Source organism: Halomonas sp., from assembly GCF_052095695.1.
Lineage (GTDB): Bacteria > Pseudomonadota > Gammaproteobacteria > Pseudomonadales > Halomonadaceae > Vreelandella.
On the sequence record NZ_JBQDLQ010000045.1, the window covers coordinates 12932 to 31515 of the forward strand.

18 protein-coding genes are annotated in these 18584 nt (G+C 53.4%); 10 read left to right on the top strand and 8 right to left on the bottom strand.

Features of this window, described 5'->3' with window-relative positions:
• Positions 1-12: 12 nt before the first annotated feature.
• Entirely contained in the window at positions 13-336 is a 324-nt protein-coding gene (gene trxA, locus ACTH5D_RS10600) for a thioredoxin (protein ID WP_096279135.1), read from the bottom strand.
• A 338-nt stretch (positions 337-674) separates the two neighbouring features.
• Here trxA and cysB point away from each other — a divergent pair, with 338 nt between their 5' ends.
• A complete protein-coding gene (gene cysB, locus ACTH5D_RS10605) occupies positions 675-1649 on the top strand; it encodes an HTH-type transcriptional regulator CysB (protein ID WP_441670997.1) in 975 nt (324 codons plus the stop codon).
• A gap of 26 nt (positions 1650-1675) precedes the next feature.
• On the opposite strand, the gene ACTH5D_RS10610 is transcribed toward cysB, so the two are convergent.
• Positions 1676-2296, bottom strand: coding sequence for a phosphoadenosine phosphosulfate reductase domain-containing protein (locus ACTH5D_RS10610; RefSeq protein ID WP_441670999.1), 621 nt, complete (start codon positions 2294-2296; stop codon positions 1676-1678).
• A gap of 133 nt (positions 2297-2429) precedes the next feature.
• The gene (pabB, locus tag ACTH5D_RS10615; protein ID WP_441671001.1) at positions 2430-3785 is read right to left on the bottom strand and encodes an aminodeoxychorismate synthase component I; all 1356 of its coding nucleotides are present in this window, start codon (positions 3783-3785) and stop codon (positions 2430-2432) included.
• A 285-nt stretch (positions 3786-4070) separates the two neighbouring features.
• On the opposite strand from pabB, the gene ACTH5D_RS10620 reads away from it, so the two are divergent.
• The 6 genes from ACTH5D_RS10620 to ACTH5D_RS10645 all read left to right on the top strand — a co-directional run bounded on the left by ACTH5D_RS10620 (position 4071) and on the right by ACTH5D_RS10645 (position 12492).
• Positions 4071-4859, top strand: coding sequence for a GntR family transcriptional regulator (locus ACTH5D_RS10620; protein WP_441671003.1), 789 nt, complete (start codon positions 4071-4073; stop codon positions 4857-4859).
• Positions 4860-4902: 43 nt separating this feature from the next.
• A complete protein-coding gene (gene prpB / locus ACTH5D_RS10625; RefSeq protein WP_441671005.1) occupies positions 4903-5793 on the top strand; it encodes a methylisocitrate lyase in 891 nt (296 codons plus the stop codon).
• Between the two features lie 100 nt (positions 5794-5893).
• Positions 5894-7021, top strand: coding sequence for a bifunctional 2-methylcitrate synthase/citrate synthase (gene prpC / locus ACTH5D_RS10630; RefSeq protein ID WP_441671007.1), 1128 nt, complete (start codon positions 5894-5896; stop codon positions 7019-7021).
• A gap of 129 nt (positions 7022-7150) precedes the next feature.
• Positions 7151-9760, top strand: a complete 2610-nt coding sequence (gene acnD / locus ACTH5D_RS10635; RefSeq protein ID WP_441671009.1) for a Fe/S-dependent 2-methylisocitrate dehydratase AcnD — start codon at positions 7151-7153, stop codon at positions 9758-9760.
• Positions 9761-9778: 18 nt separating this feature from the next.
• A complete protein-coding gene (gene prpF, locus ACTH5D_RS10640; protein WP_441671011.1) occupies positions 9779-10957 on the top strand; it encodes a 2-methylaconitate cis-trans isomerase PrpF in 1179 nt (392 codons plus the stop codon).
• Positions 10958-10995: 38 nt separating this feature from the next.
• On the top strand, positions 10996-12492 hold the full coding sequence (locus tag ACTH5D_RS10645) for a bifunctional 2-methylcitrate dehydratase/aconitate hydratase (RefSeq protein ID WP_441671013.1): 1497 nt from the start codon (positions 10996-10998) through the stop codon (positions 12490-12492).
• A 123-nt stretch (positions 12493-12615) separates the two neighbouring features.
• Here the strand turns inward: ACTH5D_RS10645 and ACTH5D_RS10650 are convergent, their stop codons facing one another.
• Entirely contained in the window at positions 12616-12900 is a 285-nt protein-coding gene (locus ACTH5D_RS10650; protein WP_441671015.1) for a ComEA family DNA-binding protein, read from the bottom strand.
• A gap of 279 nt (positions 12901-13179) precedes the next feature.
• Between ACTH5D_RS10650 and pyrF the strand changes: the two genes are divergently transcribed.
• The gene (gene pyrF, locus ACTH5D_RS10655) at positions 13180-13881 is read left to right on the top strand and encodes an orotidine-5'-phosphate decarboxylase (RefSeq protein ID WP_441671017.1); all 702 of its coding nucleotides are present in this window, start codon (positions 13180-13182) and stop codon (positions 13879-13881) included.
• Positions 13882-13935: 54 nt separating this feature from the next.
• On the opposite strand, the gene lapB is transcribed toward pyrF, so the two are convergent.
• From lapB to ACTH5D_RS10670, 3 genes are all read right to left on the bottom strand, one after another.
• Entirely contained in the window at positions 13936-15141 is a 1206-nt protein-coding gene (lapB, locus tag ACTH5D_RS10660) for a lipopolysaccharide assembly protein LapB (protein ID WP_441671019.1), read from the bottom strand.
• On the bottom strand, positions 15142-15447 hold the full coding sequence (locus ACTH5D_RS10665) for a lipopolysaccharide assembly protein LapA domain-containing protein (RefSeq protein ID WP_441671021.1): 306 nt from the start codon (positions 15445-15447) through the stop codon (positions 15142-15144). It lies immediately after the preceding gene.
• 99 nt (positions 15448-15546) lie between these two features.
• Positions 15547-15843 (bottom strand): integration host factor subunit beta, encoded by a 297-nt coding sequence (locus ACTH5D_RS10670; protein ID WP_096279162.1) that lies wholly within the window; start codon positions 15841-15843, stop codon positions 15547-15549.
• Positions 15844-16050: 207 nt separating this feature from the next.
• On the opposite strand from ACTH5D_RS10670, the gene ACTH5D_RS10675 reads away from it, so the two are divergent.
• Together ACTH5D_RS10675 and ACTH5D_RS10680 are read left to right on the top strand one after the other, a co-directional pair.
• Entirely contained in the window at positions 16051-16344 is a 294-nt protein-coding gene (locus tag ACTH5D_RS10675; protein WP_441671023.1) for an FAD assembly factor SdhE, read from the top strand.
• Positions 16304-16729, top strand: coding sequence for a hypothetical protein (locus ACTH5D_RS10680; RefSeq protein WP_441671025.1), 426 nt, complete (start codon positions 16304-16306; stop codon positions 16727-16729). Before ACTH5D_RS10675 ends, ACTH5D_RS10680 begins: the two co-directional genes overlap by 41 nt.
• Here ACTH5D_RS10680 and nadB read toward each other — a convergent pair.
• Complete coding sequence (nadB, locus tag ACTH5D_RS10685) at positions 16706-18307, bottom strand: L-aspartate oxidase (RefSeq protein WP_441671027.1); 1602 nt, start codon at positions 18305-18307, stop codon at positions 16706-16708. The genes ACTH5D_RS10680 and nadB overlap by 24 nt on opposite strands.
• Positions 18308-18584: the final 277 nt, after the last annotated feature.

Genomic DNA, 18584 nt, shown 5'->3' on the forward strand with positions numbered 1-18584 from the left:
GCGCATTGATCATTAAGCGTTTTGTTCAATGAACTGCGTCAGCTGTGATTTGGATTGCGCGCCAACTAGTGAAGCAACTTTGGTGCCTGATTTGAACAGCATGACGGTAGGAACACCGCGCACGCCTTGTTCAGCGGCAATTTCAGGTGCGTCGTCAACATTGACACTGACCACTTTTAGGCTGTCCTGGCGTTCAGCAGCCACTTCATCAACAACCGGGGCCATCACTTTGCATGGACCACACCACGGCGCCCAAAATTTCATCAGCACAGGCTGTTCAGCGTTGAGGACTTCTTGCTCAAAGTTGGCGTTGGTGACATCAACATTATTAGCCATTTGATTCTCCCGTTTGCGTTGCTCTTACTGTTTCGTTGCCTCAAATGGAGCAACGGTCATTACGCGATCAATTGGCGCTCTTTCACAGCGCTTCCTGTTTATCACGATAATCGTGGGCAGATGTTAGCGTTCGCGAGGGTTGCTGGCAAATTTCCTGTGCGGTAAATGACGACAAAAGTAGAAATTAATGGGTGCCTGCCGGACAATTTTTTTATACTATAAAGGTATTATCAATGTGTTTTTTATTCTATCTGGCATTGTAGTGGGCGCTGTCGGTCGCTGCAAGGTCAGGATGAACGCCCAGGCATGGCTTGTATAGACAACAAATAGGTGAGGATATGAAACTACAACAGCTCCGCTATATCTGGGAAGTCAGTCGGCATAACCTGAACGTCTCAGCCACAGCACAAAGCTTATTTACCTCACAGCCAGGTATCTCTAAACAAATTCGTTTATTAGAAGATGAGTTAGGTGTGGAAATTTTTGCCCGTAGCGGCAAACACCTGACACGAGTGACATCGGGCGGGCAGTCGATTATTGAGCTGGCCGGCCAAGTTCTGCGCCTCACGGATAATATCAAGCAGGTAGCGCAAGAGCATAGCGACGAGCGTCGGGGAAGCTTGGCAATCGCGACAACGCATACTCAGGCGCGTTACGCATTGCCGCCTATTATCAGCGAATTCACATTAAAGTATCCTGATGTAGCACTGCATATGCAGCAGGGCAACCCGAAACAAATCGCGCAAATGGTCAGTGAAGGGCAGGCAGATTTTGCCATTGCCACTGAGTCATTAGAGCTGTTTACCGACTTAGTGCTGCTGCCGTGCTATCGCTGGAATCGCTGTGTACTGGTATCGAAAGGCCACCCATTAGCAACGCACAAAGGGCCTTTGACACTTGAAGCATTGGCTGAGCATCCGCTGGTCACGTATGTTTTTGGATTTACCGGACGTTCGCAGTTAGACGATGCCTTTAAAGCTAAAGGGCTCTCGCCTAATGTGGTGCTGACGGCGGCAGATGCCGATGTGATTAAAACCTATGTGCGGCTGGGCATGGGGGTCGGAATAGTGGCCCATATGGCGGTTGATGAGGCGATTGATACTGATCTTGTCGCCCTGGATGCCAGCCACTTATTCGCCAGCTCTACAACCAAAATCGGCATTCGTCGCGGTACGTTCATGCGTGGTTACATGTATGACTTTTTGCAGCGCTTTGCGCCTCATTTAACCCGGGATCTTGTCGATGAAGCGTTAACGGCAGGTCCACGTCATGAACAATCTTTGTTTGATGACATAGACCTGCCTGAGTATTAATGCTGAAAGTATTTATGCTGTGAATACTAATGCTGTAAGTGCAGCCCGCATTCGCGCTTCTCTTCAACCTTGGTCGGGTCAAAGTAATCGAAGTTGTTGGGTAGGCCATGTGTCTCTAAATACTGGTACATGTCCTTTGCACTCCACTGCAATAGCGGGGCCACTTTCAATAAGCCATCGCTGTTGCGGCTGACCGGCTGCATTTTAGCCCGCTCAGGGGTATCTTCAGCGCGTAGCGCGGTGAACCATACGTCGGGCCGCACTTCACGTAGTGCGCGCTCGAAGGGCTCAAGTTTCACTTCTTGCGTAAAGACCGCGTGGCGCGAGTCATCTATGCCCGGCATGGGGCCATCCAACGCTTCGCGGTGGGCACGGGTGCGGCGAGGTAGAAAGCTCACTACCTTTAAATCGAGCTGTTGAATAACGGTATCGGCAAATTGATACGTGGCCTCGGTGTTGTAGCCGCTGTCCATCCATACGATAGGCACGTCGGGGCGCACCTGGCTTACCATATGCAGAATCACCGCCTCAAAGGGGCGAAAGTTAGTGGTGCAGATAGGCCGCTCGCCCTGGGACAGCGCCCATTCAATTAGCCCTTGGGGGTTATTGGCGAAGTCACGGTTAATCGCTTCAAGCTCTGAGGACATGTGGCCTCCTGTTTAGGTGTAGAGTCATTGCTGTTAAGCTCATCAGCCGCTAGGCTATCAAATTCAAGTCAAATTCCCCCAATACCGTTTGGTTAGGCTTTTATATTCCTTTTTGATATTTTATTTTCGCTGCTTATTCCAAAGCCTCGATGAGATGGCGGATTTTATCCAAGGTCTCGGTATACTCCTCGCCGGCTTGAGAGTCGGCCACTAATCCTCCACCACCCCATACGTGTAGTTTCCCAGCCTCTGCGACCATCGTGCGGATAGCGATAGACGTATCCATGCTGCCGCGCACATCCACAAAGCCCAAGCTGCCGCAATAGACACTTCTCTGACAGGGCTCTAGCTCGTCAATGATCTGCATTGCACGAATTTTCGGTGCGCCGGTAATGGAGCCGCCGGGGAAAGCGGCTTTAAGAAGTGCTAGCGGGCTACAGTCATCGGTTAACGTTCCTTGCACCACGCTGACCAAATGGTGGACGTTAGGGTAGCTCTCTAAATGACATAGTTGCGGCACGCGAATGGAGCCTGGTTGACATACGCGGCCTAAGTCGTTGCGCAGCAGGTCGACAATCATGACATTTTCTGCGCGATCCTTGCGGCTATTCAGAAGCTGCTCAGCTAGCGTCTTATCCTCATCAGGCGTTTGACCACGAGGACGAGTGCCCTTAATCGGGCGTGTTTCCACTTGACCATCGCGGCTTTGAATAAAGCGTTCAGGCGAAAGTGAAAGCACGGCTTTATCATTCCAGGCCATAAAGCCCGAAAAAGGCGTTGGCGTCGCTTTGCGCAACAAAAGGTACGCCTGCCATTCATCCCCTTGGTAGTCAGCATAAAAGCGCTGAGCCAAATTGATTTGATAGCAGTCGCCTGCGCGAATATAGCGCTGAACGGCATCAAAACGTCTGACGTACTGGGCCTGTCTCAGCTCAGCCTTAAAAGTACTGCTCAATGTAAAAGCGCTGTCTTGCACTGGTTCTTGAGCAAGCCAGCTTTCTACTTCACTACGACGCTCTGGTGTGGCGATTAACCATGCCTGTTGGGCTACGTGGTCAAACGTGATACACCAGTCGTAAAGCCCTAGGCGAGCCTGGGGTAGTGATACAGCGCTGGTTTTTAGATCCGAGATAGACAGCGTATTGCGGCCTAAATCATAGCCCCAGTAGCCAATCAGGCCGCCTAGGAAAGGTAGTTCACTAGGCTGACTCGGGATTGCAAGCTGATCTAATAGCCACTGCTGATGTGCGAACGCATCGTTGGCTAGTTGAGCCGGAGGGTTAAGCTGGTTAGATTCCACGCTCGCTATGCCATCGCCGCTCACTTCAAGAGTGGCGAGCGGGTCACTGCTAAGAATATCGAATCGGCCGGTGGCGATAGGTCGGCCGCTATCGAGCAGAACGGCGCCAGGACGTTTGCGAAGGCAGGCGAATGCCCCCAAAGGGTCGGTCGAATAGGGCAGGGCAGTAATCGTTAACGCCTTGATCATGAAGCAAACGCCTAACCAGTTAAGAGGGGCGTGACATTTTAGAGGGGCTTGCCTGATGACACCAGCGCTAGGCTTCGACGTCTTTTTCACGCACTGATGAGCTCAAGCAAAAAAGAAAGGCGGCGTTACGGTAATGTGTCTAATAGAGCATGATTGTTGACAGGACTGTTTCGGGTGAATCTATTTATACGACGAAAGGCGCATAAAGTCGGCAAAATCGACTAGTTGACGGTTCAGTTCGCACGCGCTAGAGTTTGTTTACTCTCCAATTGTCGACAATTACTTATGGCAACACTTATTTCTAATTCCTCTACCGCCGCTACTGCGCTACCTGAAGCGACTGACGAAGAGGGTGCCCCTTTCGAAATCGCTGCTTCATCTGCAACATTGCCGGAAGTTCGTACCCTTGCAGAGCGAGTATTTCACCAGCTTCAGGATGCCATTGTGCGTGGCGAGCTGGCGCCAGGCAGTAAAATTACTGAGCCTGGGCTTTCGAAGACTTACGGTATCTCACGGGGACCGCTACGCGAGGCGATGCGGCGCTTAGAGGCGCACCGTCTAATTGAACGCGTTCCACATGTGGGTGCGCGCGTGGTTCAGCTTTCCATGAAAGAGCTTTTAGAGCTTTTTGATCTGCGCGAAGCGTTGGAAAGCATGGCCGCTCGGTTAGCTGCGGAGCATATGTCAGCCGCAGAGGTTCAAGGCTTGCGTGATGTGTTGGCGCTACATGAAGGTCAAGCCGATTTGCAAAGAGGCGAGGCCTATTATCAGCGTGAAGGTGACCTTGATTTTCACTACTGCATTGTTCAGGGCAGCCACAATAAAATGCTGATGAACCTGCTGTGCGATGACCTCTACTATTTAGTGCGTCTGTATCGCACTCAGTTTAGTGCCAGTGGCACCCGCCCGCAGCGCGCTTTTGTAGAACACCACCGTATTGTAGATGCTATAGAAGCAGGCGATGCGGAGCTAGCAGAGCTGCTGATGCGCCGCCATGTAAGTGCTTCTAGAGCCAATGTGGCTGACCGCTATGCAGCAGCCCTGGAGCAGTCCACATCTACATTACAGCGTTAAAAACAGCTAACAATAACGAAACATTAACTAGGAGAAATGCCCCATGTCACAGATGACTCCCGGAGCTAGTTTCCGCGCCGCGCTTGAAGCCAATCGCCCGCTGCCCATTCTAGGCACTATTAATGCGTACACCGCGCTGATGGCGGAAAAAGTGGGTCACCAGGCGATTTATCTTTCCGGTGGGGGCGTTGCTAATGCTTCTTTCGGCCTTCCGGATCTGGGCATGACAACCATGAACGACGTGGTAGAAGATGCTCACCGAATCTGCGGCGCGACTGAACTACCGCTACTGGTAGACATCGATACGGGCTGGGGAGGTGCTTTCAATATTGCGCGCACGGTTAAAGAGATGCAGCGTGCAGGCGTTGCCGCCATTCATATGGAAGATCAGGTCGCTCAGAAGCGCTGTGGTCACCGCCCTAATAAGGCGATTGTGTCTCAGCAGGAAATGGTGGACCGCATAAAGGCCGCCGCCGATGCCAAAATTGACCCCGATTTTTATTTGATTGCACGCACCGATGCGTTTCAAAAAGAGGGCCTGGATGCGGCCATTGAGCGCGCAAATGCCTGTATTGAAGCCGGCGCTGACGCCATCTTCGCCGAGGCGGTACACACGCTGGATGATTACAAAGCTTTCTGTGAGCGCGTCAATGCGCCCATTTTAGCCAATATCACCGAGTTCGGTGCTACGCCGCTATTTACACAAACGGAGCTGGGCGATGTCGGCTGCCGCATGGTTCTCTATCCACTTTCTGCGTTTCGCGCCATGAATGCGGCGGCGCTGCAGGTGTATCAAAGTATTCTTGATAACGGCCATCAAAAAGAGGTGGTGCCACTGATGCAGACACGCGACGAGCTTTACGATTTTCTAAATTACCACGATTTTGAGCAGAAGCTGGATGCGTTATTCGTTGAGCAAGGCGATGGCCAATAAGCGTTACACCAGGGTCGTGAACCCAGGTAATCGCTAACTGCGCTCACATAAGATACCTCAATAAAATTCTCAGAATAAAAGCAGTAATAGGAGACACACCATGGCTGATAAACCCGTGACAGGTGCAGGACTGCGTGGCCAGAGCGCTGGTTCCACCGCGCTATGTACGGTAGGCAAAACCGGCTCAGGCCTGACCTACCGTGGCTTTGATATCAAAGAGCTGGCCGAAAAAGCCAAATTCGAAGAGGTCGCTTACCTGCTGTTAAAAGGCAAGCTGCCCAACCAGAGCGAATTAGATCACTATATCAGCAAGCTCAAAAGCCTGCGCGGTTTGCCCAACGCGCTGAAAACGGTGCTTGAGCAGATTCCCAAAGATGCCCATCCCATGGATGTAATGCGCACTGGCACCTCAATGCTGGGGAATTTAGAAACCGAGGAGAACTTCGATCAGCAGCAGGACGTAGCTGACCGGCTGCTAGCAGTGCTTCCCTCGATTATTTGCTACTGGTACCGCTTCTCCCACGATGGCTTGCGCATCGATACCGAAACCGACGATAGCTCTGTGGGCGGGCATTTCTTGCATATGCTGCGCGGTGAACCTGCATCTGAGCTGCATGCGCGGGTGATGAACGTGTCGCTGATTCTTTACGCCGAGCACGAGTTCAACGCCTCTACCTTCACAGCGCGAGTTTGCGCCTCGACGCTTTCCGACATGCACTCCTGCGTCACCGGGGCCATTGGCTCGCTACGCGGCCCACTGCATGGCGGCGCTAACGAGGCAGCCATGGCGATGATCGAAGGTTGGCAGTCGCCGGAAGAGGCGGAAAGCAAAATAATGGGCATGCTGGAGCGTAAGGATAAAATCATGGGCTTCGGCCACGCGATTTATCGCGAATCTGACCCTCGCAACGAGATCATCAAGCACTGGTCCAGGAATCTCTCCGACGATGTGGGCGATAAAGTGCTTTACCCGGTTTCTGAGCGGGTCGAAGCGGTTATGTGGCGCGAGAAAAAGCTGTTCTGTAACGCCGACTTTTTTCACGCCAGCGCATATCACTTTATGGATATACCCACCAAGCTGTTCACGCCGATTTTTGTCATGTCGCGTGTTACCGGCTGGGCTGCCCATGTATTTGAGCAGCGCGCTAACAATCGCATAATCCGTCCGAGCGCTGATTATACGGGCCCCGAGAAGAGCGAGTGGGTGCCGATTGAAGCACGCCGTTAGGCGACTTAGCTCGGCTTATTATTAATTCATCCAGCGACATTAACTAGCTATATCAGGCTAGCTGTCCGGCAGCTTCGGCTGCCGGCGTTGTGTTTTCCTCCCCCCTCGCTTGCTATGAGTGCGTCTGCTATGAATACCGATTACCGAAAACCACTGCCTGGCACCGAGCTTGAGTTCTTTGATGCTCGCGAGGCGGTTGAAGATATCCAGCCCGGGGCCTATGCACAGCTACCTTATACCTCCCGCGTGCTGGCTGAGCAGCTGGTACGCCGCTGCAATCCTGAACTACTGACCGATGCGCTCAAACAGTTGATTGAGCGCAAGAGCGATCTGGACTTCCCTTGGTATCCTGCCCGCGTGGTTTGCCACGACATCCTCGGCCAGACTGCCTTGGTCGATTTAGCCGGGCTACGCGATGCTATTGCCGAGAAGGGCGGTGATCCCGCCAAGGTTAATCCCGTTGTGCCGACCCAGCTAATTGTCGATCACTCGTTGGCAGTGGAGCACGCAGGGTCAGAAGAAGGCGCCTTTGAAAAAAATAGGGCGATTGAAGATCGTCGCAACGACGATCGCTTCCACTTTATTAACTGGACTAAGACGGCGTTTGAAAATGTCGATGTCATCCCACCGGGCAATGGCATCATGCATCAGATTAATTTGGAAAAAATGTCGCCGGTGGTGCAGAACCGCGATGGCATTGCCTATCCAGATACCTGTGTGGGCACCGACAGCCACACGCCGATGGTCGATGCGCTGGGCGTGATCTCAGTAGGTGTAGGTGGGTTGGAGGCCGAAAGCGTCATGCTGGGCCGCGCATCCATGATGCGCCTACCGGATATTGTGGGCGTAGAGCTAACCGGTAAGCTGCAGCCGGGTATAACCGGTACGGATATGGTGCTGGCGATTACCGAATTTCTGCGCAAACAGCGGGTAGTAGGGGCCTACTTAGAATTTTATGGCGAAGGGGCTGATGCGCTGACCGTGGGCGATCGCGCCACAATTTCGAATATGACGCCTGAGTACGGTGCCACGGCGGCGATGTTCTATATCGACAGCCAAACCATCGATTATTTGAAGCTTACCGGGCGTGAAGATGATCAGGTGGCGCTGGTAGAAACCTATGCCAAACACACCGGCTTATGGGCAGACAGTCTAGCTGACGTTACCTACGAGCGAGTGCTGACCTTTGATCTTTCTGCTGTACACCGCACCCTGGCGGGGCCGTCTAATCCTCACGCACACCTACCCACCTCAGAGCTTGTTCAACGTGGTATTGCCGTAGGGCTTGATGCCGCACGTGAAGAAGAGAAAGCCGGTAAGATGCCTGATGGCGCGGTTATTATCGCTGCTATCACCAGCTGCACCAATACGTCTAACCCGCGTAACATGGTGGCGGCAGGGCTGATTGCTCGCAACGCCAATCGGCTGGGCTTATTGCGTAAGCGGTGGGTGAAGTCATCGCTGGCGCCGGGCTCGAAAACCGTCAAGATGTACCTGGAAGAAGCTGGCTTAATGAATGAGCTGGAAACTCTCGGCTTCGGCGTCGTTGCCTACGCTTGTACCACCTGCAACGGTATGTCTGGGGCGCTTGATCCGAATATTCAGCAGGAAATTATTGATCGCGACCTCTATGCGACTGCCGTTCTTTCCGGCAACCGCAATTTTGATGGTCGCATTCACCCTCATGCGCAGCAGGCTTTTCTAGCATCACCGCCGCTGGTCGTCGCCTACGCTATTGCGGGCACAATACGCTTTGATATCGAAAAGGATGTGCTGGGTATCGACCAAGCAGGCAATTCCGTTACCTTGAAAGACATATGGCCGGCCGATGAAGAGATCGACGCCATTGTTAAAGCCGCGGTGAAGCCTGAACAGTTCCGGCAGACCTATATTCCCATGTTTGACCTGGACAAAAGCGCCCGTACCCTGGTGAGCCCGCTTTACGACTGGCGCCCTGAGAGCACCTATATCCGCCGCCCGCCGTATTGGGAGGGCAACATGGCCAAAGAGCGCACGCTTAAGAGCATGCGCCCATTGGCTATCTTGCCGGACAATATCACCACCGATCACCTGTCGCCCTCTAACGCTATTCAGTTGAACAGCGCTGCGGGCGAGTATCTGGCCAAAATGGGCCTGCCTGAGGAGGACTTCAATTCCTACGCCACTCACCGCGGTGATCATCTAACTGCCCAGCGCGCCACCTTTGCTAACCCTAAGCTGTTTAATGAGATGGTGCGCGAGGCTGATGGCAGCGTAAAGCAAGGCTCGCTGGCGCGAGTTGAGCCCGAAGGTGAGGTGACCCGCATGTGGGAAGCCATCGAAACCTATATGGCGCGCAAACAGCCGTTAATTATTATTGCCGGCGCGGATTACGGGCAAGGGTCTTCGCGGGATTGGGCGGCCAAAGGCGTTGCGCTGGCGGGCGTCGAAGCGATTGCCGCCGAAGGCTTTGAGCGTATTCACCGCACTAACTTAATTGGCATGGGCGTAATGCCTCTGGAGTTTGAAGCGGGCACCACGCGTATGACGTTGGGTTTAGATGGCACTGAAATATTTGATGTTGAAGGGGCGGCTGCGCCCGGTGCGATGCTCACGCTGGTCATTCATCGAACAAATGGTGAAAGCGAGCGTGTGGCGATGAAGTGTCGCCTAGATACCGCGGAAGAAGTATCGATTTACACCGCCGGCGGCGTCTTACAGCGTTTTGCCCAGGACTTTCTTGAATCAACCGCCGCTTAGCTTTTAGGAGATCGCATTATGGCCAGTACGCCACAAATAAAAATACCGGCGACCTACATGCGCGGTGGTACCAGCAAAGGCGTGTTTTTTAAGCTTAGTGATTTACCTAGCGTGGCGCAGAAAGCCGGGCCCGATCGGGACCGGCTATTGCTGCGAGTGATTGGCAGTCCCGATCCTTATGAAAAGCAAATTGATGGGATGGGAGGCGCAACGTCGAGTACCAGCAAAACGGTGATTCTATCTAAAAGTGAGTCTTCCGAGCACGATGTGGACTACCTCTTTGGGCAAGTTTCAATCGATAAGCCGGTGGTTGACTGGAGCGGCAACTGCGGCAATCTCTCGGCGGCAGTAGGTCCCTTCGCGATTGCCAATGGTCTGGTGGATGCTGCCCGCATTCCAGAAAACGGTTTGGCTGAGGTGCGAATTTGGCAGGTCAATATTCAGAAAACTATCGTGTCTCAGGTGCCTATTGTGAATGGGCAGGTGCAGGAAACCGGTGACTTTGAACTCGATGGCGTGACTTTCCCTGCTGCTGAAATTGCGGTGGCTTTTATGGACCCCGCTGATGGTGAAGGGGCGATTTTTCCTACAGGTAGTCTTATTGATGATCTGGATGTGCCAGGCGTGGGCAAGTTAAAAGCCACGCTGATCAATGCAGGCATTCCTACGGTGTTTATCAATGCGGCAGACGTTGGATATACCGGGGCAGAGCTGCAGGATGTGATTAATAGCGATATCCGCGCGCTTAAAATGTTTGAAGCCATTCGTGCTTACGGCGCCGTACGCATGGGGCTGATCAACGATGTGAGTGACGCTGCCCATCGGCAGCACACGCCGAAAGTGGCGTTTGTTGGGCCCCCTGTAGATTACGTCTCCTCTAGTGGGAAGCCTGTGCAGGCCGCTGATATTGACTTGCTGGTGAGGGCGCTCTCGATGGGTAAGCTGCACCATGCCATGATGGGTACCGCTGCGGTGGCCATTGCGGCGGCTGCCGCCATTGAGGGCACGCTGGTTAATCTGGCCGCTGGAGGTGATAAGCGTCAGGCGGTTACCTTTGGCCATCCTTCGGGCAGTTTGCGGGTTGGCGCTGAAGCCAATCTGATTGATGGACGCTGGCAGATTGATCAGGCCATCATGAGCCGTAGCGCGCGGGTACTGATGGAGGGCGTCGTGAGAATTCCCGGTGACAGCTTTTAGGCCATACTGAATAGGCGGTTATCCATTAGGAGAGCACTATGTCCACTAGAGCACCCGCAACATCCGAAGCCAATGAGCGCCCGGATTACGATCCTGAGCTACAGGCTATTGCCGACTACGTATTGAATTATCAGGTAGCCTCTTCTGAGGCCTTGGAAACAGCGCGTTACTGCCTGATGGACACGTTAGGTTGTGGGCTGCTAGCGCTACGCTTTCCTGAATGCACGAAGCATCTGGGGCCCATTGTGGAAGGCACTGTGGTGCCATTCGGGTCTCGAGTGCCGGGCACCTCGCTACGCTTAGACCCGGTTAAAGCAGCGTGGGATATCGGCTGTATTGTCCGCTGGCTGGACTATAACGACACTTGGCTGGCCGCCGAGTGGGGGCATCCTTCCGATAACCTTGGCGCAATACTCGCCGTTGCCGATCACCTTTCCCAGCGGCGGGTTGCTCAAGGCGAAGCGGCCCTGGTGATGCGCGATGTGCTCAATGCCATGGTCATGGCCCATGAGATACAGGGCGTGTTGGCGTTGGATAATAGCTTTAATCGCGTGGGGTTAGATCACGTGGTGTTAGTGAAGGTGGCATCTGCCGCGGTAGCCGCCAAGCTTTCCGGAGCCAATCGAGAGCAGATGCTTTCAGCGCTTTCTCACGCCTGGGCCGATGGCCAAAGTCTGCGAACGTATCGTCATGCGCCGAACGCGGGTTCACGTAAAAGCTGGGCGGCCGGCGATGCTACCTCGCGAGGCGTACGCTTGGCTGATATCGCCTTGCGGGGTGAAATGGGCATTCCCAGTGTGCTTTCGGCACCGCAATGGGGCTTCTACGATGTGCTGTTTAGCCATGGCAATAAGGGTCTGAGCCTGAAGCCAGCGGCTGAGCGACGTTTTCAGTTTCAGCGCGAATTCGGCAGCTATGTGATGGAAAATATCTTATTCAAGATCTCTTTTCCCGCCGAGTTCCACGCCCAAACGGCTTGCGAGGCTGCCGTGGCGTTACACCCGCAGGTTAAAAATCGCTTGGCCGATATTGATAAAATTGTGCTTACCACGCATAACTCGGCGATTAGAATTATCTCCAAAACCGGCGCGCTATCTAATCCCGCGGATCGTGATCACTGCTTGCAATACATGACCGCAGTGCCGCTTATCTTCGGTGCACTTAGTGCCGAACACTATGAAGATAGTTTCCATGTGGCAAACCCGTTGATTGATGAATTGCGCAGTAAAATGCAAGTAAAAGAGAGCCCTGCGTATTCGGCCGATTATTATGATCCGAACAAACGCTCGATTGCTAACGCAGTGCAGGTTTTTTTCACCGATGGAAGCGCCACTGATAACGTTGCCGTGGAATACCCGGTTGGCCATCGGCGTCGGCGGGAAGAGGGGATGCCGCTACTGATCGATAAGTTTAAACATCACCTGGCGACGCGGTTTGCAAAAGACCGCTGTCATGAAATTGCGCAGTTATGCAGCGATCAGATAGCGCTTGAGCAGTTGCCGGTTCATAAGTTTATGGATGCGTGGATGATATAAGTGCCGCTATCGATAGTGCCCGGCGCGTCTCGGCGCTACCGGGCAGCTATGCATCAGAGCTAATTCATCAGAGCTAGCGCATTAGAACTAAGTCATCAAAACTAGATTTAGAGAACGATTGTTTCAATCTTCAAAGGTCACCTGGTCGCGCATGCTATCAACGGTGGCTGATCCAATGCCGCTTACGCGAGTAAGGTCGTCCGCGCTATCAAACGCGCCGCTAGCTTGACGTTCTTCAATGATGGCCTCTGCTCTGCTTGGGCCAACGCCCGGTAGCTCTGCCAGCAGCTCAGCGTCAGCAGTGTTAACATTGATGGGGGCCAGTTGCTGCGCTAGAACGTTGCTTGAAAGCCCTAAACTGACGCTTAGCAGTAGTGCTACTAACATTCCTTTAAGTGTCATGTTCATCTTGTGATCCTTTTAATAACGGTTGCTAATAAAATTTATTAATAAATAGTTTCGGCGCCATGTAATAAAGAGCTTTACTGTTGTAAACAATAAATATCATCTCAATAAACATCGCGCCATAGTTAACTTAGCGCTATATGTTGAGTGATTATGTCAGCGATGTGTGACAGCAGTTGTAAGTTTTTCGCTACGAGAATATGGCAGATGGCTTACAAACTCAGGGCGCGAGAAGAGGGGGGAGGCTGATATAATGGCCGAAACCGTATTTGGAGCAACGTTGTGGCCACTGATTCCCCGATTATTATTGCGCTAGATTACCCGTCGTTAGATGCTGCTTTGTGCATGGCTGACCAGTTAGATCCTGCTCGCTGCCGAGTGAAAGTCGGTAAAGAGCTGTTTACGCGCAGTGGACCTGCGGTGCTTGATTCTCTACACGGGCGCGGCTTTGAAGTGTTTCTGGATCTTAAATTTCACGATATCCCTAACACCGTGGCGAGTGCCGTACAGGCGGCTGCGGAGCAGGGCGTGTGGATGGTCAATGTGCACGCCAGCGGTGGTCGGAGGATGATGGAGGCGGCCGTTCAGCGCTTAGAGAAGCAGCGTTTAACGACTCACCTGATTGCCGTTACTGTATTAACCAGTATGCAGGCTGATGACCTGGCCGATGTCGGTATCAATAGCTCGGTTAAGCAGCACGTAGAGCGCTTAGCGCTGTTGGCGAAACATAGTGGCCTGCAAGGCGTAGTTTGTTCGGCGCAGGAATCTGCTGACATTCAAACGCTGTGCGGCGATGCCTTCTTGAAAGTAACGCCTGGCATTCGACCTACGTTTGCGTCGGTTGATGACCAGCAGCGGATTATGACGCCTAGCGCGGCTATTGAAGCAGGCAGCACGCACTTGGTGATTGGCCGTCCTATCACGCAGGCTGATGATCCTATGGCCGCGCTATATAGGGTTGAAGAGGAGTTGGGTCAGCGCTAAGTAAAAGTAAGTGCACAGGTGGGTTAGGAGGCGGAAGTGGTTAATGGCGAGATGCTATTCACCCTCTACGCCAATAATGGGCTTTATCGTTCCCCAGTAACGACAGCTGGGGCACTGCCACTGAAGCGCATCACTAGCAAGGCCGCAGCGTTGACAGCGGTGGCGCGTGCGGTTTAGAAGCAGCGCATCGGTATGATGTTTAAGCAGTAGCAGGCGCGTATCAGGGGCTTCTTTGCGGCTTTGTCGCTGGCTTTCAATGTACAGGTCGATTAAGTAATCCAGCCCGCCTAGGCTAGGCACGGCGCGCAAGCGCTCGCCGATCAATGCAATGGCTTTGTCGACGCCGTCACGCTGATGAACGAGCTCCCCCAGCGCAATGATAATACTGGTGTAAGGTGCTTGCTCAAGCAGGCGAAGCAAGTGTGCTTCATAACCCGTTTCGTCATCCTGGCGTAAGTAGGCGCGTTTAAGCGCCGGCAACATAGTCGGTATGTGCGCGGTTTCCTGGTGCACTATGCAATCCAGTCGCTCAATGGCGCGGCCATAGTGGCCGTTATCCATCTCTAGGTCAGCCAGTAGCAGGGTGGCGCGAACGCAGTTTTCATCCAGTTGAAGCGCTTTTTTAAGGTGCTTTTTCGCTAGTGCCCGGCTGGCTTCGCTAATTTCTTCGAGCGCTAACTCACATAGCCAATGGGCTGCGGGGCGCCGCATTGCCGGGTGCTGTTTGAGTATGGGCTGGATTACCTCTAACGCATCTCGCCATGCTTTTTCACGCTCTAGTAAATCGATGAGCAGCTGTTTAGCGGCATAGCGGTGATTATCGTCGGTGCTATTTTCCAACAGAGTATTAAGCAGGCGTTGAGCTCGGTCATGGACACCGAGTGCCATGAAGTTGCGAGCAAGCTCTAGCTGAATCTGTTCGTTGGTATGCTGAGGCAGCTCTGGACGGGCTAACAAGTTTTGGTGAATGCTTACCGCTTTATCGGCTTCGCCGCGGGCGCGAAATAATTTGCCCAGGGCAATGTGCGTATCTACGGTGTCGCTGTTCACCGCCAGCACGTTAATGAAGGTATTGATGGCTTCGTCAGGCTGCTCGTTAAGCAGGTAGTTGAGCCCGACGAAGTAATCTCGCGATAAGACCGGCGAAGAAGGCGCGGACGATGGGTGCTGCTGCCGGCGGCGCGCAGCCTGCCGGTAACCTAGCCCGTAACCGATAGCAATAGCGATGAGTAATACGCCTAGCAGCGCAGTATCCAGCATTTATGCCAGTTCCTTGAACTCCTGAGTACGCAGGCTATCGAGTTCCTTACGCTGCTGCTTATTATGCCGCTGGCTGCGTGCTAGTGTTGCTTTCAGCCGCACGTAAACACCTAACATCGCGAGCATGCCCAGCAGAACGCCAAAGACTAATGTTGCTAGCAACCATACCGAAAGTGATACTGCCGGTAGCTCTAGCCAAATTATATTTAAGGCAATCGTTTGCTGATTATTGACGGCAAACAGGATGCCTACCAGTACGACTGCCAGCAAAATAACGGCTAAAATCAGCCCTTTTATCCAACGCATGAGAGTTCCCTAGTCTGTGACATTCACGGTAGCTCTATTGTGTACGACTCAAGGCCCGACGTCATCCAAGATTCGGTCGGGTAGCGTAATAACTGATCGCTAGTAGCCAAGAGCGCGGCTAGCGTCGACCTGCTCACGCAGCTCTTTTCCCGGCTTAAAGTGCGGCACATACTTGCCTTCTAAATCAACAGCATCGCCCGTTTTGGGGTTGCGCCCGACCCGCGGCTCCCGGTAGTGCAGCGAAAAACTGCCGAAGCCACGGATCTCAACGCGACCGCCACTTGAGAGTGCGTCGGTCATATCGTCTAGGATAATACGCACCGCCGTTTCAACATCTTTGGCGGATAATTCCGGTTGACGCATCGCGATTTGTTCGATTAATTCAGATTTAGTCATCGGTTAGCTCCCTGCGAACATTGAAGGCCGTGACGCGCTCTCGACCTCACTAACATCAAATTCAGCATACTGCGCTATTGAATATAAAACAATTCAGATAAAACAAGGTTCTAGACTCATTAGCAGCATAGGCGAAGTGTGGCGCTGGCGCGACCCTGTAGCTTAGGTATACTGGCTTTTCATTTTTTTGGATCGGAGAGGCTGACGTTGAGCGACGACACATCCCCTGCAGCTGTACGGCGCAAGCGGCTTTATTGGCACTCCCGCCGAGGTATGTGGGAGCTTGATTTGCTGCTAATTCCGTTTCTTGAGCAATGCTTTGATCAGCTTAGTGATGCGGATAAGCTGGCCTATGAGCAGTTAATTGAAGGTGAGGACCAGGATCTTTTTGTCTGGCTCATGCATCGAGAGTGGCCTGAAGAGCCCAGCCAGCGTCGCATTGTACAAATGATTGTTGAACATGCAGAAACCACCGATAATTCTGCCTATCGCACCCTCTAACTATTGGCTGTCAGCACAATGCTGCCTTTTTACTGGATTGGCGGCGCTGAGCTATTGGGTCGGCGGTGCGTTAGCGCTGATGCTGGTGAGTACGCTAGGGGCTATCGCCCTCTGGCGTGCTTACACTCAAGCACACAAAGGCGTGCTTAGTCTTAGTTCAACGGCATCGTCATGCTATGGCCGCTGGCTGCTACCGTTTGATCCAGAGCAGTCAGCGGATAGCCGCCCATCACTTGGTGATGAGTATCAAGTGCGCTGCGACTACTTGGGGCCTTGGTTGATCGGTCTTTACGTAGGAAAGCAGCGGATTTGGCTTTGGCCGGACAGTGCGCCGCCAGAGCGCTTGCGTGAAGTAAGGCGGCTATTTCATCGTCCCGGGCGCTAGATGCATGCTTGAGAGCATTGAAACGGTGGGTTTAGGCTGCTGATGAGGCCAGTCGGTCGTGAAATGCAGGCCGCGTGACTCACGTCGCTGCTGGGCAGCCAGTACTGTCAATGTGGCCAGCTGCAGTGCCTGAGTTAGGCGACGGCCCTCTGGGGCTGCTTGGATGTCTTCCAGTCCCTCCGCTCTGTTTAACAGCGCCTTTAGCTGCTCCATGGCCGTTTTTAATCCTGCGTTGCTGCGCACAATGCAAACATGCTGGCTCATTACTTGACGCATGCGCTGGCGAATGTCCTTCAGTGCCGATTGAGAAATAGCGGACGCCGCAGGTTGGGCGGGAGGGCGACATTCGTCGCGGTGTAAGCCTTTGTCTTGTTTTTGCGTGCAGGCTAATAGTACTTGTGCGCAGCTCCTAGCAAACACCAAACACTCAAGCAGCGAGTTACTTGCCATTCGGTTAGCTCCATGCAGGCCTGTGCATGCCGTTTCACCAATGGCGTAAAGGTTAGCAACGCTGGTAGCGCCTTGCAGGTTGGTAGCGATGCCGCCGCAGCTATAGTGGGCGGCAGGCACCACAGGAATAGCTTGCTGGGTAATATCAATGCCCCGAGTGATGCAATGAGCCTGAATAGTAGGGAAGTGGTGGCGAATGGCCTCGGTGCCTAGATGGCGAATATCCAGCCACACGTGACCGAGCGTGCCGCGCTGTATTTCAGTATCAATAGCGCGGGCGACGATATCACGAGGCGCCAACTCGGCGCGTTGATCCAGCGCCAGCATAAAGCGCTGCCCGGTTTCATTTAGCAGGTGTCCGCCTTCGCCCCGTACTGCCTCGCTGATCAAAAAAGCGGGGCCTCCAGGGTCAAATAAGCAGGTCGGATGAAACTGCTGAAACTCCAAATTCATTAGCTGGGCGCCCAGCTCGGCGGCCATCATCATGCCTTCGCCGCTGCTTGGGGTTGGCGTTGTGGTGTGTTGATAAAGCCCGCTGGCACCGCCGGTGGCGATAACGGTATGGCGTGCCGTAATCGAGTGCCACTGTTGGTTAAGGTCACTGCCATAGGCGCCTCGACACCTACCGCTGTCATCTTGTAATAAGCCAACGATTGTCAGGTCGTTGCGCTGCATAATCCGTGGATGCCGTGCGACCTTATCTAATAGCGTCTCTACCACGGCGCGCCCCGTGGCGTCATCTGCGTGGATGATGCGTCGGGCATTGTGGCCGCCCTCACGAGTCAGATGATACGGGTAGCGTGCGTTAGGGTCGGTCTCAGGCGTAAAAGGAACGCCTTTATCGATCAGCCACTGAATGGCAGAGGGGCCGTTGACGACGGTAAACCGAACAGCCTCTGTATCGCACAGGCCATCCCCCGCAACCAGCGTGTCGTTAATATGTGCTTCGAGGTTGTCGTCAGGCGAAAGAACCGCGGCAATGCCGCCCTGTGCCCAGCGGCTGGCCCCTTGGTCGTCTTGAGCGGGGCGCACAAGCATTACTGACAGATGGTCAGCAATGTCCAGAGCAAGCGTTAACCCGGCAACGCCGCCGCCAATGATCAGTACGTCGGGTGTTGGCGTGCTCATGATGCCCGCTCCTTATTGTTGGCTCGCGTGCTTGCCAAGTGTCAGTTCACGGTCAGTGTCTAGGCGAACGAAAGCCGAGCATCATAGCGTGACAATGACTAAATGACGATATTGCTGAACGCAAAATAGGTCCTGCAAGCTTTCGCCTGGGGCAATAAGAATAGCTAACTCAATAGAAAGGAGGGTAGCCAAAGGCTGATGAGAAACGAAGAGTCAAACAAAAGAAATGGTGCCCGGAGCCGGACTTGAACCGGCACGGGGTTGCCCCCGAGAGATT

What these genes read in the sequence shown, in the direction of transcription:
- trxA (WP_096279135.1), bottom strand. Translation starts at nt 336, where the DNA reads ATGGCTAATAATGTTGATGTCACCAACGCCAACTTTGAGCAAGAAGTC.
- cysB (WP_441670997.1), top strand. Translation starts at nt 675, where the DNA reads ATGAAACTACAACAGCTCCGCTATATCTGGGAAGTCAGTCGGCATAAC.
- ACTH5D_RS10610 (WP_441670999.1), bottom strand. Translation starts at nt 2,296, where the DNA reads ATGTCCTCAGAGCTTGAAGCGATTAACCGTGACTTCGCCAATAACCCC.
- pabB (WP_441671001.1), bottom strand. Translation starts at nt 3,785, where the DNA reads ATGATCAAGGCGTTAACGATTACTGCCCTGCCCTATTCGACCGACCCT.
- ACTH5D_RS10620 (WP_441671003.1), top strand. Translation starts at nt 4,071, where the DNA reads ATGGCAACACTTATTTCTAATTCCTCTACCGCCGCTACTGCGCTACCT.
- prpB (WP_441671005.1), top strand. Translation starts at nt 4,903, where the DNA reads ATGTCACAGATGACTCCCGGAGCTAGTTTCCGCGCCGCGCTTGAAGCC.
- prpC (WP_441671007.1), top strand. Translation starts at nt 5,894, where the DNA reads ATGGCTGATAAACCCGTGACAGGTGCAGGACTGCGTGGCCAGAGCGCT.
- acnD (WP_441671009.1), top strand. Translation starts at nt 7,151, where the DNA reads ATGAATACCGATTACCGAAAACCACTGCCTGGCACCGAGCTTGAGTTC.
- prpF (WP_441671011.1), top strand. Translation starts at nt 9,779, where the DNA reads ATGGCCAGTACGCCACAAATAAAAATACCGGCGACCTACATGCGCGGT.
- ACTH5D_RS10645 (WP_441671013.1), top strand. Translation starts at nt 10,996, where the DNA reads ATGTCCACTAGAGCACCCGCAACATCCGAAGCCAATGAGCGCCCGGAT.
- ACTH5D_RS10650 (WP_441671015.1), bottom strand. Translation starts at nt 12,900, where the DNA reads ATGAACATGACACTTAAAGGAATGTTAGTAGCACTACTGCTAAGCGTC.
- lapB (WP_441671019.1), bottom strand. Translation starts at nt 15,141, where the DNA reads ATGCTGGATACTGCGCTGCTAGGCGTATTACTCATCGCTATTGCTATC.
- ACTH5D_RS10665 (WP_441671021.1), bottom strand. Translation starts at nt 15,447, where the DNA reads ATGCGTTGGATAAAAGGGCTGATTTTAGCCGTTATTTTGCTGGCAGTC.
- ACTH5D_RS10670 (WP_096279162.1), bottom strand. Translation starts at nt 15,843, where the DNA reads ATGACTAAATCTGAATTAATCGAACAAATCGCGATGCGTCAACCGGAA.
- ACTH5D_RS10680 (WP_441671025.1), top strand. Translation starts at nt 16,304, where the DNA reads ATGCAGAAACCACCGATAATTCTGCCTATCGCACCCTCTAACTATTGG.
- nadB (WP_441671027.1), bottom strand. Translation starts at nt 18,307, where the DNA reads ATGAGCACGCCAACACCCGACGTACTGATCATTGGCGGCGGCGTTGCC.